Genomic DNA, 17,214 nt, shown 5'->3' with positions numbered 1-17,214 from the left:
CCCATCTTCGGTCTGCGCCACGAACGGACGGCCCCTGGTTGTGCGCGGCCACCAACCCCGGCCGCCGGACCCCCGTCCGATGCCCGATCCGGCCGATCACCGTGAGGTGGACCCCGGGGTCAGCGCAGCCCCTGCCGGGCGCACCACTCCTCCGCGGTGCCCGCCGCCCGCTCGGCGGCCTGCCGCCAGTGCGGGTCGGAGCCGATCGCGTCGAGGACCGTCGGCCGGGGCGGCAGCACCGCCACCAGCCCGGTGACCCGGAGGACCCGCAGGATGCGCTCCGAGCCGGTCACGAGGGTGAGCGAGCCGTCGTGGGTGCGCATCCGCTTGCGTCCGCCCACGAGGACTCCCAGGCCGGTCGAGTCGAGGAAGCCCACTCCGGTGAGGTCCGCGATGACGTGCCGGATCCCCTTGTCGGCCAGGTCCAGCAGCCGCTCGCGGACGCGGGGCGCGGTGTCGAGGTCGATCTCGCCGGCGACGACGAGCACGGCGCAGTCGCCGATCGGGCCTTTCACGTCTAGCTGGAAATCTGACATTCACCCATCCCATCCGCCAGGCTTGTCATGGACGGCATTGACCGGTAATTCTGTATCTTTACACTACTTGATAACGATTTTTCGGTCAACGCCGTCATGTCGTTGTCATCGCGGGGAATGACAACCCAGGGGAGATCAGGTGCGGGTCGAAGAGGCGATCGGGCGGCAGATCGCCCGGCTGCGTGGCGAGCGGAAGCTGTCGCTGACCGAGCTGGGCGAGGCCCTGGGCGGCTACCTGGACAGGCCCTGGAGCCGGCAGGCCGTCCACCAGGCCGAGCGCGGCCAGCGCGCGTTCACCGCCGCCGAGCTGACCAGCCTCGCGCTGGCCCTGGACACCTCCATCCCCGCGCTGTTCCGTGTGGAGGACGACGAGGTCGAGCTGCCCGGCCGCACCGTCTCGCCCGAGGACTACCGGAGTGTCCTGCTGAGCAGGGAGCGGGAGTCGCCGCTGGACGGTGTCGAGGAGCTGATCGTCGCGCTGCACGACATCGAGGCGGTCCTGTCGCGTCCCGCCCTGGCCCGGCTGGCGCGGATCGGGCGAGTGGCCGAGCAGGTGGCCGGCCCAGAAGGCGGCCTCTGATGCCTTCTGCGGCTTAGATAGCCCCATGTCCACCCATGAAGTGATCCGTCAGTTGCCCAGCATCGCGACGGTGCGGGATCGCTCCCGCGCCCTGGCCATGCTGGATGCGATCATGAGCCCTGAATGGGCGTTCCGGTACTACTCGTACAACTGCCGGTGGTCCCCCGCCGAGGAGATGGCCTCGATGCGTGACGGAAGCGGGAACGAGTACTCGATCGTCTTCTCGCCGGCGGGCGCGTACGCGCGGGGCTTCGACCACGAATCCCCGATGAGCCCGTACCGCGCCGACCCGCCGGCGCCGTGGCCCGGCCTGTTCGAGTCGGTGCCGGAGGCGTTTCGCGCCCAGATCACGGAGGCCGCGTTCAGCGACCCGGCGGGCACGCCCCAGGCGACGGTGTGCTTCTGGCGCGAGCGCGACGACGCGGAGTGGCGAACCGGGACGACGGACGACGGCGGCGCCGGGCGGTTGTTCGACGTGCTGCTCGACGGCAGGCCGGAGGCGTATCAGAAGTTCGCGGAGGAGTATTACGAGGTCGCGGTGGACCTTGAGGCGGTGCGGTCGGTCTACGCGCTCCGGCCGTTGACGCGGAGCATCGTGTCCGCGCTGAATCCGGAGGCCGATCTCGCCGGTCTCGAAGAGGATCTGGCCGAGATCGCCTATCCCGCGCGGGCCTGACGAGCTTCCTGGCGCCCGGGAATATTGCGTTGCGTGCCGCTGCTGACGACCTCACTATGGTCATCATGTTCCTGCACGCTCACCTCGCGACGCCCGCAGTGCCGGGCGCGTTCGAGCGTGCCTGCGACGGCCTGGAGCGCTGACCTCTTCCCGTAAGTCCTGAAGTGACCCGGCGGGGGGAGGTCGACGGCCCTGACGGGTCACGAGGATTCCAGGCGTCAAAGGGAAGGAACCATGGCCAAGCAGGCCTACGTACGGAACAAGCCGCATCTCAACATCGGCACGATGGGGCACGTCGACCACGGCAAGACCACGCTCACCGCCGCGATCACGAAGGTGCTGGCCGAGCGCGGGCAGGCCACGTACACGCCGTTCGAGCGGATCGACCGCACCCCGGAGGAGGCCTCCAGGGGGATCACGATCAACATCTCGCACGTCGAGTACGAGACCGCCACCAGGCACTACGCGCATGTGGACATGCCGGGCCACGCCGACTACGTGAAGAACATGATCACGGGGGCGGCGCAGCTCGACGGGGCCATCCTCGTGGTGTCGGCGCACGACGGGATCATGCCGCAGACCCGCGAGCACGTGCTGCTCGCCAAGCGGGTCGGCGTCGAGCACCTGGTCGTGGCCGTCAACAAGGCCGACGGCGCCGACCCCGAGCTGACCGACCTGGTCGAGCTGGAGCTGCAGGAGATGCTGGCCGAGCACGGCTACCACGGCGTCCCGATGGTCCGGGTGTCCGGGCTGCGGGCGCTGGAGGGCGACCCGGTCTGGACGGCGTCGGTCGAGGCGCTGCTCCAGGCGGTGGACGAGCACATCCCCGTGCCGCTGCGGTACGTGGACGCGCCGTTCCTGATGCCGGTGGAGAACGTGCTGACGGTCACCGGCCGCGGCACGGTCGTCACTGGGGCCATCGAGCGCGGCACCGTGCGGATCGGCGACACGGTGGAGGCCGTCGGGTTCGGCGACGGCTCCGGGTTCGTCGCCGTCGTGACGGGCGTGGAGACGTTCGGCAAGACGATGGAGCGCGGCGAGGCCGGGGACAACGCGGCCGTGCTGCTCCGCGGCGTGCGCCGCGAGCAGGTGCGGCGCGGCATGGTCCTGGCCGAGCCGGGCAGCCAGCGGGCCCGCACGTCGTTCACCGCGCGCCTCTACCTCCTGACCGCGGAGGAGGGCGGGCGGCGCAGGCCGATCGCGGCCGGGTACCGGCCGCAGTTCTACCTGCGCACGACGGACGTGCCCGGCGAGCTGAGCCTGGCCGGGCCCGCGCAGCCGGGCGACACGGTCGAGGTGACGGTCGAGCTGGGCAAGGCCGTCGCACTCGAGCCGGGGCTCGGCTTCGCGATCCGCGAGGGCGGGCTGACGGTCGGCGCGGGCACGATCCTCACCGTGCCCGCTTGACCACCACCCGGTCCCGGCCTTCGAGGCCGGGGCCGGGTGCGTGGACGTGCCCGCCCCCGTCCGGCCGGAGCTGTGGTGCCGCCGGGTCCCATGCTGAGCGGGACCCGGCGTCGTGCGCGACCCCTCCGGCCCGGCCTTTCAGGCGGTGCCGCGGTCGAAGCGGAGGTTGAGCGTCGCCCGGTGCGCCTTCAGGTCGTACTGCGGCAACGCCCCGGGGCCGCAGGTGGCCGTGCCGATGCCCTGGTGCGCCAGGTCCAGGTGGAGGTGCACCCGATCCCCCGGGACGAGGTCGGGGCGGTGCTGGGCGGCGGCCAGTTCGCCGGTGCTCCACCGCCGGGCGGTCATCCCGAACACCGGATCCCCCGACACCGTGAACGCCCCGAAGTCCGCCCACCGCACGCCGGCCCGATGCCCGTTCTCCTGCGGGTAGACGTACGGCGTCTGCAGTTCCTCGATCGTGGCCGTCCAGCGGCCCACGCGGGCGGCCAGGCCCGTGTCCGGGTACGCCTCCCCCGGCCCCGGCCCGAACCAGGTCACCCCGCCGATGGAGCGCGGGAGCGACATGGTGACGCCGAGCCGCGGGATCGGATCGGCCCACTCGCCCTCAGGCTCGATGTCCAGGCTCATCAGCAACGCGCCGTCCCCGGACACACTCCACCGGTACGTCGCCCGCATCCCGAGGTCCGTCGCGGCCGGCGCGACCCGGGTGCGGACGGTCAGCGCGTCATCGAGCTCGACGGCGTCCACCCGGTGGGTGAGCCGGTGCAGGCCGAGCGCGCGCCACTTGCCTTCGAGGCCGCCGTACCTGTCGTTGTCCGTCGGAGCCCGCCACAGGTCGAGCCTGGGCCCCTCGACCTCCAGCCCGAACAGCCGCACGAGCCGGCCGCTCCCGGCGTCGAAGGCCGAGTCCCCGGCGACGATATCGCCGGCGTCCCGTACAAGCCCGGGGGCCGCGCCGCCTTCACGGCGGGACGGCGCGGGGGCCAGGAGCGTCTGGCCCCAGGCCACCTCGTGCCCCGCCGGGCCCCACGGCTGGTCCGCCGCCAGCACCGCGCGCACGGTCAGCCACCGCTCGCCGGCCCCGCCCGGCGCGTCGGGCACCTTGGCCTCGCCGCCTCCGGCCGGCAGGTCGAGCCGCTGCTCGACGACCGTCTCCCCCTCCGCCTGCACCGTGGCGACGAACGCCAGGTGCGCCAGGTCCGCGAAGTCGTAGCCGTTGACGACCCGCACCACGCCGTCCGCGAACTCGAACGTGACCGGCTCGAACACCTTCTTCAGGTCGAGCAGCCCGGGCGACGGCGTCCGGTCGGGGAACACGAGCCCGTCGATCACGAAGTTCCCGTCGTGGACGGGCTCGCCGTAGTCGCCGCCGTACGCGTACTCGTAGGCGGGATGCGCCAGCCCGTGGTCGATCCACTCCCAGATGAACCCGCCGGCCAGCCGCGGATAGCGCGCGAACAGCTCCTGGTACTCGGCCAGCCCGCCGGGCCCGTTGCCCATGGCGTGGGCGTACTCGCACTGCAGGAACGGCATCGCCCGCCGCCGCGCGTCGAGCTCCGGGTCGTCCAGCGGGTCCTCGGCGAGCCGGCCGATGGCCTCGACCTCGGCGTGGGAGGCGTACATGCGCGAGTAGACGTCGGTGTGCGCGCACGACCGGTCGCCCTCGTAGTGCAGCGGGCGGGACGGGTCGCGCTCGCGGGCCCAGTCGGCCATGACGGCCAGGTTCCGGCCGACGCCGGCCTCGTTGCCGAGCGACCACATGATGATGCTGGGGTGGTTCTTGTCGCGTTCGACCATCCGGCGCATGCGGTCGAGCAGGGCGTCGGCGTAGTGCGGGTCGTCGGTCGGGTTCGCCCGCCAGCCGACCTGGCCGAATCCGTGCGTCTCCAGGTCGCACTCGTCGATCACCCACAGGCCCAGCTCGTCGCACAGGTCCAGGAAGTCCGGGTGCGGCGGGTAGTGGCTGGTCCTGACGGCGTTGACGTTGTGCCGCTTCATCAGCAGCACGTCCTCGCGCATCGTCTCGTACGGCACCGCGCGGCCGTGCTCCGGATGGAACTCGTGCCGGTTCACGCCCTTGAGCAGCAGCGGGCGGCCGTTGGCGAGGAGCACGCCGTCCTGGATGGAGATCGTGCGGAAGCCGATGCGCAGGCTCACCGTCTCCTCGGGCGAGGTCACGACGGCGTCGTACAGGCGGGGCGTCTCCGCCGTCCACGGCTCGGCCTCGACCGTGATCTCGGCGCCCGGCTGGAGTCCTGAGACGCCGAGGCCGGGGACGCTCAGCGTGACGGGTCCGCCGGAGCTCTCGAAGGAGAGCGTGCCGCGCCCGTCCTCGTACGAGGCGTGCACGAACACGTCGGCGGCCGAGCGGGTGAGCGTGACGTCGCGGAAGATGCCGGGCAGCCACCACATGTCCTGGTCTTCCAGGTAGCTGGCGGCCGACCACTGGTACACGCGCACGGCCAGCACGTTGCGTCCCGGCCTCAGCCAGGCTCCCGCGTCGAACTCGAACGGCAGCCTGCTGCCCGTCGAGAAGCCCAGCTCGTGACCGTTCAGCCAGACGCGGGTGAAGGAGTCCGCGCCGTCGAAGCGCAGCCTGCCGCCCGTCCATCCCTCCGGCAGGTCGAACGCCCGCCGGTAGTCGCCGGTCGGGTTCTCGCCGGGGACGTGGGGCGGGTCGATGGGGAAGGGGTAGGAGACGTTCGTGTAGGCGGGGGCGCCGTGCCCGTGCAGCGGCCAGTGCGACGGGACGGGCAGGTCGTCCCAGGCCGTGTCGTCGTAGTCCGGCCGTGCGAAGTCTTCCGGCGCCTTCGCGGTGGGCGAGAGCCGGAAGCGCCACGTGCCGTTGAGGTCGAGGGCGGGGGCGTCGGAGCGGAGCGCTGCCCTGGGTTCGAGGCGACCCGAACCGGGGGTGAAAGTTTCGAGATCCATCGTCGCCGAGCTTATGACTTTCTGGCCGTTTTCGTCAGTGATGAGTTCGCCGTCCGTTCCGGCCGGACGCCGCGCACGGGCCGACGCGGCTCACCCGTTCCGACCTGAAGCCGAGCACGGGCCGGCGCGGCTCACCCGTTCCCGGAGGAGGCGCTGGTGCGGCTGCTGGAGGCCAGCATCCCGCCCGTGCTCGGCGACGCCCCCAGATACCCCGCGAGCAACGCCTCCGCGACGGCTCCCACGCTGGCGTCGTCGGGCAGGAACTCGGGGCTGTGCAGCCCCGCCGCCGTGTCCACGCCGACGAACATCATCAGCGACGGCGCCACGTTCCCGTAGTGGGCGAAGTCGTCGGCCCCGCACGAGCGCAGCTCCTCGGTCACCGTCCAGCCCTGCTCCCGCAGCCGTTCCCCAGCCCGTACGGCCAGCACCGCGTCGTTGGCCAGCACCGGCTCCCCCGGCAGGATCGCCACCTCGGCCACGCACCCGTGCGCCCTGGCCATGTCCTCCGTCACCTGCGTGAACCGGTGGTGCAGCTCCTCCCGCCAGCTCGCCGACATGGTCCGCAGCGTGCCCCTGGCCACCGCCTCGCCCGGGATGGCGTTGGGCGCGGTCCCCGCGTTGACCGTCCCGAACGTGACCACCGTGGGGACCATGGGATCGGCGGCCCTGCTGACGAGCTGCTGCGCGGCCACGATCACCTGCGCCATGGCCACCACCGGGTCACGGGTGAGATGCGGGTACGCGGCATGCCCCTCCGACCCCTTGACGGTCACTCTGAACTCGTCGGAGGAGGCGTTCACCGCGCCCGGCGTGCAGGACATGACGCCCTCGGCCAGCACGGGCTGCACGTGGGCGCCGATCATGGCGCGTACGTGATGGCGTTCGAGCACGCCCGAGGTGACGATGTCGTGCGCCCCGGACGGGAAGCCCTCCTCGCGCGGCTGCAGCACCACGAGCAGCGGCGGCCCCGCCCACATCGCGCCGGCGGCCTCCCCGGACGAGGGCGCCCGGCCGGCGCCCTCATCCGGGAGCCGGCCAGCATCTTGAGCGGAGTCTTGAGCGGCGGCCTGGGCCGCGGTCCTGGCGTAGGCTCTGGCGAGCGCGACCACCGCGGCCAGGTGGACGTCGTGCCCGCAGGCGTGCATGGCCCCGTTGACCGACGCCCACTCCACCCCCGTACGCTCGACGATCGGCAGCGCGTCGAGCTCGCCGCGCACCGCCACCGCCGGTCCTGGCCCGCCGAGGCGCACCACCGCGCCCGTACCCGCCACGTGCTCCACCATCCCGTCCGGCAGGGCGTCGAGCACGCGCTTGAGCGTGGGCCCCTCGTCGCCGGACACGCGCGGCAGGGCGTGCAGCTCGCGCCGCAGGGCTTCGGCCGCGCGCAGCTCCAGCCGCAGTGCCGCGCGCAGAGTCGTCTCCAGGAACTCCTCGCTCACGCGCCGGCCCCCAGATCGTAGACGCGGACGGCGTTCTCGGCGCCCACCATCGAGACCACCCGTATCGCCTGTGCCATCGACCATTCCCCCTCGGCCACGAACTCCCCCAGCACCCGCGCCATCGCCCGCCGCCACAGCAGCGCCCCGAGATGGTGCAGCTCGGCGGGACCCCACGCGTCGGACGAGAAGAGGATCTTCGCGAACGGCGCGACCTCCAGGCTCTCCGCCACCAGCGCCGCGCTGCGCGCCCCGGTGTAGCTCACACCCAGCCCCACGTCGAAGTAGACGTTCGGATAGGCGTGCGCGAGGTAGCCGGCGTGCCGCTGGTACGGGTAGCAGTGCAGCAGCATCAGCGGCACCCCGGCCGGCTCGGCCAGCTCGATCAGCCCGCGCAGCAGCAGCGGGTCGGAGCGGCGCAGGTCCACGTCGGGGTCGCCGTACCCGATGTGGAACTGCAGCGGCAGCCCCCGTTCGATGCCGGCCCAGATCAGGTGCCGCACCAGCACGGGATCCGACAGCCGCCCGCCGCCCGCGCCGAGCCAGCGGCCGGCCGCCTGCGCGACCTCCCAGGCCGGCGGCGGCTCGGGGTCGAAGTCGAGGCCGCACCGGTAGGCGGCGATGCTCTTGAGCCCGCGCGCCGTCCGGGTGCGCTCCTCCAGCGCCCGCGCGAACCGCCCGGCGAACGCGTCCGCGTCGCATCCCGAGGCGGCGACCTCCTCAGCCACCGTCTCCAGGCGCACCACCTCGTCGGCGGGCACGCCGGCCAGCTCCGCCATCCCGGACGGCCCCAGGATCTCCTCGCCGCGGTAGCCGGTCTCGACGAGGAAGTGCCCGATGCCGGCGGCCGCGAGCAGCCGGCTGTTGACCTCGTCGGCGCCGAGCCTGGCCCGCCTGGCCAGATATTCCTCGGGCGCGCAGAACGGCTCCAGCCCGAGCACGGGCGCGCAGTGGCGCAGGATCGCGTAGCCGGCCTGCGAGTCGAACTGGGTCATCCACTCCGGCACCGGCCGGTCCGACTCGGTGATCGACTCCTCGAACGCCCTGCGCGACAGGTCGCGAGAGGAGGCCCCGTGCACATGGTGGTCCACCAGGGGCAGCTCGTCGATCGCCCGCATGAGATCGGTGGGCACCAGTTCGAGCTCGATGGACATGGGCGGCTCCTCCTGCGGGGCCGCCGGCAGGCCCTGCGTACGGTTCTCCCGATCACCTTGCCCACGACCGGCCCGGATGAACACCCGTCGGACAGAAGGGGCCCCGCGGGACGATCATCGTCCAGCGGGGCCCGGAATCCGTGCGGTCAGGCGGCGGCCTTGGCGGTGAGCGCCACCGTCGCCTGCTCGGTCACGCCGCTGACCGTGGCCGCGACCGTCACCTGGCCCGCGCGCAACGCCGTCAGCGTGCCCGTCTCGGGGTCGAGGACGGCGACGTGCCACCGCTTGGCCGTCTGCCGGGTGCCGACGTGCAGGTTCGGCGAGCCGGACCAGGTCACCGAGACCGGGTACGCGGCGGGCACCGTCCTGCTGCCCTGCTTGACCGAGGCCGTCACCGTGGCGGGCGTGCCGACCGCGATCGTGGCCGGGGCCGTGAGCGTGAGGTCGTCCACGTGCGGGCGCACCTGCGTGCCGATCCAGGTCGGCGCGTCCGCGAACCAGTTGCGCCGGACGTGCTCGGCCTCGGTCTTCGTCACCGGGTCCACGCCCCACAGCGACCATCCGGTGAACCCGCCGTCGTCCGCGGCGGTGGCGGGGTTCTTGCCGGAGTTGCCGTTGATGAAGTACGGCACCGCGTCCACGCGCGCGGCGTGGAAGGTCCCGACGTGCGCCCCGATGTAGGCGGCGCCCTTGCCGGTGGTGCGCTGGAAGTCCGCCAGCCAGTCCTCCACCAGCGCCGCCTCCTTGCGGTCGCCGAGCTGGCTGCCCTTGCCCGGCGTCGGGTCGCGCGGCGGCACGTGGAACAGCACCGCGACCGAGCCGATCGAGGCGTCCTTCGCGGCGGCGTCGAGCTGCGCGCGCAGGAGGGCGACCTGGTCGTAGCCGCCGCCCCTGAGGTTCAGGCGCGAGGTGTCCAGGGTGATGAACCGGGTGCCCTTGTGGTCGAAGGTCCCGTACGTGCCGCCGAAGACGGCCTGGAAGTTGTCGATCTTGCCGCCCATGACCTCATGGTTGCCCGGAATGTAGTGATATTTAAGCGTTCCGCCGAGTTCTTCGTCCAGGATCCGCTTGGCCAGCGCGAAGTCCTCCGGCGAGGCCTCGTCCACCAGGTCGCCGTTGATCAGCAGGAAGTCCGGCTTCGCCGCCTTGATCTCGCGCAGCGTGCGGCGCGCGTTCTTGACGATGTCGCTGTCCGGCTCCCTGGCCACGAACTGCGCGTCCGACATGACCGCGAACCGCCACGGCATCGCGGACACCTCCGCCTTGACCACCGGGTCGGCGACCTTGGGCACGGCGGGGGCCTCGACGGACGGCGGCACCTTGGCGACCAGGCCGTCGATGAGGATCTCGTTGGTGTACTTGACGTCCGCCTTGGTCTCGGCCACGTAGAAGCGCCGGAGCTTGAGCGGGTAGTTGACGCCGGGCGGCACGGTGAACTCGACGTACTTCCAGCCGGTCCACGTCATGTACGGCCCGCGCAGGATCTGCGACTGCCCGAGCGCGTCGTAGAACTCCAGGCTCGGCCATTCGCCCTTGCCGGTGGAGTTGATCCAGAGCCCGAACGCCTGCGGCTGCCCGTCCACCACGATCTGCTGCGGCGGGCTCGCGTAGGCGGCCCGGGTGGCGGTCGAGGTGGTGAAGTCGTACGACAGCTTGAGCCCGCCGCCGCTCTGGCCGGGCGCGGCCGACAGCGAGCCGGTGGCGCGGGCGGCGGCGAACGTCCACTTCGCCGCGTCCTCGAAGCCGGCGACCGGCTTGTCCTCGAACCCGACGGTCACCGGCACGGCGGTGCTGAACTTGCCGGCCTTGGCGGTGATCAGCCCGGACCCGGTGGCCTGCCTGGCCTTGACGGTGAAGTAGCCGTTCTCGGCCGCGGTCACCTCGAACAGGTTCTTGTCGTAGTCGAGCGTGAGGTCGCCGGGCTCGATGGGCGCGGAGTTGCCGTTGCGGTCGTAGCCGACCACGCCGAACGTGGCCACGCCGTCCGCGCCCGCCATGCCGAGCCGGTCGGCGGTGGCGCCGAGCCGCTCCAGGGGCTGCAGGACGGTGAGGCCGAGGGTGCCCTTGGCCGCGCCGCGCGAGGCGGTGACGGTGGTCTGGCCGGGCAGCAGCGCGTGGAACTTCCCGTCGCGGATGACGCCGTGCACCGCCGGGGTGGCCCGCCAGGACGGCGTGCCGGCCGCGGGGCCGTACGTCTCGTCGTATCCGGCGGCGGTCAGCCGCCTGGTGAGGCCGGGGAAGACGCGGTCGGGGCGGCCACCGGAGACGGGCCCGCCGCCGGGCGCCTTGGCCGGGTCGCCGGCGGTCTCCAGCCAGAAGCCCTTGAGCTTGCCGCTGCCCTCCGGCGCGTAGAGCGCCAGGCCGTTGGGCACGTGCCGCTCGCCGCCGTCGGAGGGGCTGTTCTCCACCTGGACGTCGGCGGAGCCGGGCTCGCGGGCGAGCATGGTGGAGGAGCCGCCGCCGTCGAGGTTGAGCGCGTTGGCCGCGCCGAGGTCGGCCATCATGGCGGCCAGCTCGTTGAGCGTGACGCCGCGGCTGTCGGCCTGACGGCCGTCCACGGTCAGCAGGTACATCTTCCTGCCGTCGGCGGAGAACCCCACGGCGGTACGCGGGTGCGCGGCCGGATCGGCGGAGTTCTGCACGACGCCGTCCTTGAGCAGCACCCAGTTGCCACCGACGGCCGCCTTGACCGCGCTGCCGTCCGACGGCTTCGGCTGGTACTTCACGTCCACCCGGTCGCCGGCCTTCAGCGCGGACAGCGCGGTGGCGCCCGCGTCGCGGCCCAGCAGGATCGTGGTGCCCGCGGGGATCGGGCCGGTGCCCGCCGCGGTGCGTACCTCGGAGACGACGCCGTCCACCAGGACGACCTCGGCGACGGACGCGGCGCCCTCGACGGCGCGGGCCCGGTTGTAGGAGCCCCACAGCGGCGTGAACAGGCCGACGCCGCCGCCCTGCACGATCTGGTTGAACTGGGTGAGCGCGATCGGCGCGCCGCCGGCCGGCGTGGCGGTGCCCTCGAAGTACATCTTGAGCACGCGGCCGACGCCGTCACCGGTGATCGCGACCGCGTTCTCGTGCCCGGCGACCGGCGACTGCACCAGCGTGCCGTCCTGGACGCCGATGCCCTGGGCGGCGCCGGAGCTGTTGATGTCGAAGAAGTCGCCGTTGACGGCGGCGACGGCGTGGGAGCGCTTGGCGGGGCCGGACAGCGGCTCGGTCTTGGACACCTCGCCGGAGTACACGTAGTCGGCCTTCACCCCGCCGAGCTCGGCCGTGACGGCGTCGGCGCGCAGCCAGCCGAGCGCGTCATAGGTGTCGAACGAGGTCAGCGAGATGCCCGGCGCGACCGGCCGGGTCCTCTTCGCCGTCTCCAGCCGCGGCTGGCCGGCCGTGGCGGCGGGGGCGAGCAGCGTGGAGGGCGGCGGATAGGACGACGCTTCGAGCGCGTCCTCTGCGGGAGGTGCGGGATCTGCCTGGGCGGGCGTGGTCAGGGCCAGGGGGCCTAACACCAGCGCCGCGGCGGCCAGCATTCGGAGGGTCTGCACGACCGAACTCAATCGCTCGTGGATATAACTTTCAAGACTTAAGAGTGAACTAAAAGAAAATTTCAGATCGGGGCGGTTTCCGCGCTGCCCCGGCCGCAGCACGGCGAAGACCAGGAAGGCCAGGCCCGCGATGACGATGGGCATGAGGTTCGGGGAGAGCATGGTGTTGAGCATCGCGCCCAGCTTGCGCCCGATCATGGGCAGGAACGTCCCGTCGATCACCTGCCCCACGAACCTGCCCAGGTGCGTCTGCGACGCGGGCGGCCGCAGGTGGTCGAGCACCGCGATGACGGACACCGCGACGCCGCCGAGCACGCAGAACCCGGCCAGCTTCAGCACCGAGACCCGCTTGCCCGCCACGAGCAGCGCGGCCAGCCCGTAGTAGCGCCGCCGACCACGGCCGTGTAGCCCATCAGGCTGTCGAACTGCAGCGTCGTCCCGGTGAGCAGGTCGCCGACGAGCACGGCGGCGGTGGTCGCGGCCACCGCGGCGGGCGGTCCGAGCGGGTCGCGCCGCCACGATCCGAGCAGCGCGCCGGTCTGAGCGCTGGCCGGAGCCGCACCGGCCACCCGCCCAACGGTCTGAGCGCTGGCCGGAGCCGCCCCTCACAGAGCGGTCGTCACCAGGAGTAGCAGCACCCACCTCACCGTCGGCCCCCATCCGGACGTGGCGCGCAGCACAGGACGCCGAAACCCTACCCCCGGGGACGCTCAGGCGGCGGGCTCGATCGTGATCAAGCGGGTCAGCGCCTCGTCGTAGGCCGGTTCGAGCCAGTAGTCGGAGTGCCAGCGCGCCTCGGGCAGCGGCTCTCCCGGGCCGGGCCTGATCGGGTCCCAGCAGAACCGGTCCACGCCGTCCTCGCGCTCGGGCCCGAGGGCGAGCGGATCCACCCGGCCGAACACGGGCCCGCCGATGGGGTCGCTCAGCCGGTAGAGGTTGTACCAGGGCACCGACTCGCGGACCGCCCCGAGCCCGGGGGCGCCGAAGTAGGCGGGGAAGTAGGCGGCGTACAGGCGGCGCAGCGGCGAGCCGTGGGTGAGCAGCCGCACGCGGGCCCGCAGCTCGGGCCCGAGCTGCGGCACCAGGGCGGCCACGATGACGCTGCCCTGGCTGTGCCCGGAGAGCACGACCTCGTCCCGCTCGGTCCCGGCCAGCTTGCCGACGCGGGCGACCAGCTCGGGGATGACGCGCTCGGTGTAGCAGGGCGGGGACAGCGGGTGGATGGCCCTGGGCCAGAAGGTGGCGACGTCCCACAGGATCCCGACGGTCCTGCGCAGCCGGGGATCGCGGTAGGTGCGGCGGCCGAGCAGCGCCAGGGCGACGATGACCGCGGTCATGGCCCAGCTCCCGAGCGAGGCGAGCAGCCCGGCGACGCCTCCGTCGGGGGTGTACAGCCGGAGCTGGTAGATCACGGTCACCACGGCGAACCCGGCCACGCCGATGCCGGTGAGCACCGCCAGCACGAGCCCGGCGCGGTCGGTGAGCGAGGCGAACGCCCACGTGCGCGCCACCGTGGCGGCGTCGCGCTCGCCGTAGAAGGGCGCCAGGTCGGGGGCGAGCGCGCGGGCCTTCGCGCGCCTGATGAGGTTGAGGACGAGCGCGACGGCGAGGAGCCCGGCCACCAGCACCGGCACCAGGGCCGCCGTCCACCAGACGGGGTCGTCGAGGAAGAGCCTGCGCTCCGGCGGCCCTGGCGTGGCCGAGGTGCCCGGGACGCCGAAGAACGTGGCGGTCCAGAACAGCACGCCGAGCGCCAGCACGTTCGCGCTGCCTGCGGCGATCATGAGCACGAACCAGGCGGCGACGCCGCCCATCGCCCGCGGCGCGCCCGGCTCGCCCCGCGTCCGGTCCATCCGGGCGAGCAGGCAGGTCGTGACGAGGATGAACAGCCCGAGCGCGAGGGTGAGCGCGAACTGGAACGCTCCAATCCCGACGCCGGGAAGCTGCCGGGCCACCGCGCCGAGCGGCCTCCCCGCCCCGCCGGGCGACATGCCGGACAGCGCACTCCAGAACGTGGCCAGGAACACCACCGGGGCGGCCACCCGCAGAGCATGGCACGCCAGGGTGAGCCAGGCGGGGATCCGATCGCCGGAGTGCGGGTCCAGCCGCCTGGCGATCCACGGCAGCACGACGAGCACCGCGGCGGCGAGCTGCACGCCCGCGTTGGCCACGGTCAGCGCGAGCCCGGCCGCGGTGCCCGCGAACGGCGCGGACACGGCGAGCCCGATGGCCGCGATCGAGAAGGCGACGTGCACGACGCGCAGCCGCCACACCGGCGCGCCGCCGTGCCAGAGCCGCGCCCGGGCCAGCAGCGGGCCGGCCAGTTCGAGGGCACGCCCGCCGCCCGATGCGCCGGGCGGCGGGACGACCGTCCGCTCGTCCCTTCGCCAGGTGCGCCGCGCGATCCACCAGAGCAGGACGACGAGCAGCAGCGGTACGAGCGAGGTGACGGCCAGCCGCTTCGACGGCTCATCGCCCCACAGCGTGCCCAGCCAGCGCACCCAGGCGGGCGCCCCGTCGTGGGTGCAGGCCCGTCCTGCGGCGGTGCACTGCCAGCCGACCAGATCGACGCTGGCCCTGGTGACCGCGCCGACGAGGGTACCGGTGAGCAGCAGCGCGAACAGCCGTTGCGCCCCCTCCGTCACGTGCCGCAGCCGCCTGCCGCCACGGGGTCTGGGCAGCATGAAGTAGGCCAGGTTCGCCAGCGAGAACGGCAGCAGGAGCAGCCACAGCGCGATCGTCCTGCCGCCGGAGGTGAGCCCGCCCCACGCGTACGCCTCCCGGCGGCGGGCGTTTGGCACGTCCGGGTGGTCGCCCGCCGGCCGGCCGCCCGCCCACCAGCGCCGGTAGAACCCGGTGGTGCCGTCGCCTGCGACGAGCCGGGGATGGGGGTGGTTGAGCGTGCCCGCGGGCGGCGTCCCGGAGACTCCGTGCACGCGCAGCTCGGTCACGCCTCCGCAGGTCTCATCCAGGAATCCGTCCATGCGGCCATGATCCCGCCGGAGCCACTGTCACGTACAGTGACTAATTGGTTACTCAAGCGAGTGCCACATAGGCGCCCGCTCTGCTCATCGGCTCGCAGGCACCGGGAGGGGGCCTACGCCTTCGTGGCGCCGGCCGTGAGCCCGGTGACGAGGTGCCGCTGGACCAGCAGGAACACCGCGCCCGCCGGGATGGCGATGAGCACCGCGGACGCGGTCATCAGCCCCCAGTCGGACCAGTGCTGGCCGATGAACTGCTGCAGCCCCGCGCCCAGCGTGCGCTGCTCGTCGCCGGTCATGAACACGGTGGCGTACCCGACCTCGCCCCACGCCGTCATGAAGCAGTAGAACGCGGTCACCGCGATCCCCGGCCTGGCCAGCGGCAGCACCACCCGCCAGAAGGTGCCGAACGGGGTCAGCCCGTCGACCATCCCGGCCTGGTCGATCTCGATCGGGACGGTGTCGAAGTAGCTCTTCATCATCCACGCGCAGAACGGCACCGCGATCGTCATGTACGCGATCACCAGGCCCGGGATCTGGTTGAGCAGGCCCAGGCCGGCCATCAGGTTGTACAGCGGCACGATCAGGATGGCCACCGGGAACATCTGGGTGATCAGCAGCAGCCACATCACCCCCCGATGCCCGGGAAAGCGGAACCGGGAGACCGCGTACCCGGTGGTGGCGGCCAGGAACACGCCCAGCACCATGGTCAGCCCGGCCGCCAGCAGGCTGTTGAGCAGCCATCGGGGGAACGCGGTGGCGCTCAGCACCCGGGCGTAGTTGTCCAGCGACGGCTGGTCGAAGAAGGTCAGCTCGGCCGACAGCCAGCCGTCGCGCGGCTTGAGCGAGGTCAGCACCAGCCAGACGATCGGGAACAGCGAAATGGCCACCGCCAGCAGCAGTCCGGCGTGCAGTCCTACGGAGGCCAGTGGGCCGCGCTCGCCGCGCCGCCGGGCCGTGGGGGTCACCAGGGATCTCCTTGACTGCGCAGGGTACGCCGGTAGCCGACCGCGAGGACCACCAGCATCAGCAGAATGATCACGCCCCAGGCGGCCGAGCCCGAGTAGTTGCGGATCCCGGTGAACGCCTCACGGAAGGCGTAGGTGACCAGGATCTCGGTCTCGCTGCCAGGGCCGCCCCTGGTGATCAGGAAAATGATGGGGAACATGTTGAACGTCCAGATCGTGCCCAGCAGCACCACCGTGCTCGACACCTGGCGCAGCCCCGGCAGCGTGATCGCCTTGAAGCGCTGCCAGGGTGACGCGCCGTCCACCTCGGCGGCCTCGTACAGCTCGGCGGGGATCGACTGCAGGCCGCCGAGCAGGGCGACCATCATGAACGGCACCCCGAGCCAGACGTTCACCACGATCACCGCGATCTTGGCCGTGAGCGGCTCGTCCAGCCAGCCGACGCCGTCGAGCCCGGCGACCTTGAGGAAGCCGTTGATCACGCCGTAGTCGCTGTTGTACAGGTAGCGCCAGATGAACGCGGCCACGAACGCCGGCACCGCCCACGGCAGGATCAGCAGCACCCGGTAGAGGGAGCGCAGCCGTAGCTTGCGGTTCAGCATCACGGCCAGGCCCAGCCCGATCCCGTAGTGCGCGGCCACGCAGACGACCGTCCAGATCACCGTCCACACCAGCTTGTCCCAGAACAGGCTGCTGGTCAGGATCTGGAGGTAGTTGTCCAGGCCGACGAACTCGTAACTGGCCGGGACGACGTTGACGCCGATGGTCCTGCCGATGTTCGCCTCGTTCGCGTCCGTCAGCGACAGGTACACCCCGCGCGCCAGCGGCCAGCCGATCAGCACCAGCATCACGACCACGACGGGCGCGATCATCACCCACGCGTACCAGTGCCTGGACGCCGACCGCCGCAACCGTCCTGGCCGGTCGTGGCGGCGGCTCCGGCCGCGGGCGGACTCGCCCGCGGCCCGCGCCCCGGTGGAGCCGGTGGAGACCGCCACCG

The 17,214-nt window shown here is 72.4% G+C and carries 12 protein-coding genes and 1 pseudogene; 4 read left to right on the top strand and 9 right to left on the bottom strand.

Annotation, left to right across the window (positions count from 1 at the left end; translation table 11 throughout):
* Window positions 1-203: 203 nt before the first annotated feature.
* Window positions 204-536, bottom strand: a pseudogene (locus tag ABEA43_RS42390) (STAS domain-containing protein); the annotation flags it as partial.
* 139 nt (window positions 537-675) lie between these two features.
* On the opposite strand from ABEA43_RS42390, the gene ABEA43_RS42385 reads away from it, so the two are divergent.
* The 3 genes from ABEA43_RS42385 to tuf all read left to right on the top strand — a co-directional run bounded on the left by ABEA43_RS42385 (window position 676) and on the right by tuf (window position 3,199).
* Window positions 676-1,116 (top strand): helix-turn-helix domain-containing protein, encoded by a 441-nt coding sequence (locus tag ABEA43_RS42385; protein ID WP_345571221.1) that lies wholly within the window; start codon window positions 676-678, stop codon window positions 1,114-1,116.
* Between the two features lie 25 nt (window positions 1,117-1,141).
* Window positions 1,142-1,792: a hypothetical protein gene (locus tag ABEA43_RS42380; RefSeq protein WP_345571219.1), complete on the top strand. Its 651-nt coding sequence runs from the start codon at window positions 1,142-1,144 to the stop codon at window positions 1,790-1,792.
* 234 nt (window positions 1,793-2,026) lie between these two features.
* A complete protein-coding gene (gene tuf, locus ABEA43_RS42375; protein ID WP_345571217.1) occupies window positions 2,027-3,199 on the top strand; it encodes an elongation factor Tu in 1,173 nt (390 codons plus the stop codon).
* Window positions 3,200-3,337: 138 nt separating this feature from the next.
* Here the strand turns inward: tuf and ABEA43_RS42370 are convergent, their stop codons facing one another.
* The 4 genes from ABEA43_RS42370 to ABEA43_RS42355 form a co-directional block, all read right to left on the bottom strand.
* A complete protein-coding gene (locus tag ABEA43_RS42370; RefSeq protein WP_345571215.1) occupies window positions 3,338-6,130 on the bottom strand; it encodes a glycoside hydrolase family 2 TIM barrel-domain containing protein in 2,793 nt (930 codons plus the stop codon).
* A gap of 131 nt (window positions 6,131-6,261) precedes the next feature.
* Window positions 6,262-7,569, bottom strand: coding sequence for a M20 metallopeptidase family protein (locus tag ABEA43_RS42365; RefSeq protein ID WP_345571213.1), 1,308 nt, complete (start codon window positions 7,567-7,569; stop codon window positions 6,262-6,264).
* The gene (locus ABEA43_RS42360; protein ID WP_345571212.1) at window positions 7,566-8,720 is read right to left on the bottom strand and encodes an amidohydrolase family protein; all 1,155 of its coding nucleotides are present in this window, start codon (window positions 8,718-8,720) and stop codon (window positions 7,566-7,568) included. Before ABEA43_RS42360 ends, ABEA43_RS42365 begins: the two co-directional genes overlap by 4 nt.
* A gap of 146 nt (window positions 8,721-8,866) precedes the next feature.
* Complete coding sequence (locus tag ABEA43_RS42355; protein ID WP_345571211.1) at window positions 8,867-12,265, bottom strand: phosphodiester glycosidase family protein; 3,399 nt, start codon at window positions 12,263-12,265, stop codon at window positions 8,867-8,869.
* Window positions 12,266-12,395: 130 nt separating this feature from the next.
* Here ABEA43_RS42355 and ABEA43_RS42350 point away from each other — a divergent pair, with 130 nt between their 5' ends.
* Entirely contained in the window at window positions 12,396-12,647 is a 252-nt protein-coding gene (locus tag ABEA43_RS42350; protein WP_345571210.1) for a hypothetical protein, read from the top strand.
* Here the strand turns inward: ABEA43_RS42350 and ABEA43_RS42345 are convergent.
* The 4 genes from ABEA43_RS42345 to ABEA43_RS42330 form a co-directional block, all read right to left on the bottom strand.
* Window positions 12,598-12,834 carry a hypothetical protein gene (locus ABEA43_RS42345; protein WP_345571208.1) on the bottom strand — a complete coding sequence of 79 codons (237 nt, stop codon included), beginning with the start codon at window positions 12,832-12,834 and terminating at the stop codon, window positions 12,598-12,600. The two genes, ABEA43_RS42350 and ABEA43_RS42345, sit on opposite strands and share 50 nt — an antisense overlap.
* 141 nt (window positions 12,835-12,975) lie before the next feature.
* Window positions 12,976-15,249, bottom strand: a complete 2,274-nt coding sequence (locus ABEA43_RS42340) for a hypothetical protein (RefSeq protein WP_345571206.1) — start codon at window positions 15,247-15,249, stop codon at window positions 12,976-12,978.
* A gap of 113 nt (window positions 15,250-15,362) precedes the next feature.
* Entirely contained in the window at window positions 15,363-16,214 is an 852-nt protein-coding gene (locus ABEA43_RS42335; protein ID WP_345571204.1) for a sugar ABC transporter permease, read from the bottom strand.
* Entirely contained in the window at window positions 16,211-17,212 is a 1,002-nt protein-coding gene (locus ABEA43_RS42330) for a carbohydrate ABC transporter permease (RefSeq protein ID WP_345571201.1), read from the bottom strand. The genes ABEA43_RS42335 and ABEA43_RS42330 overlap by 4 nt, the downstream gene beginning before the upstream one ends.
* Window positions 17,213-17,214 lie beyond the last annotated feature (2 nt).

The organism is Nonomuraea rosea, assembly GCF_039539705.1.
Taxonomy (GTDB): domain Bacteria; phylum Actinomycetota; class Actinomycetes; order Streptosporangiales; family Streptosporangiaceae; genus Nonomuraea; species Nonomuraea rosea.
This window is presented reverse-complemented; position numbering and strand designations above follow the sequence as displayed.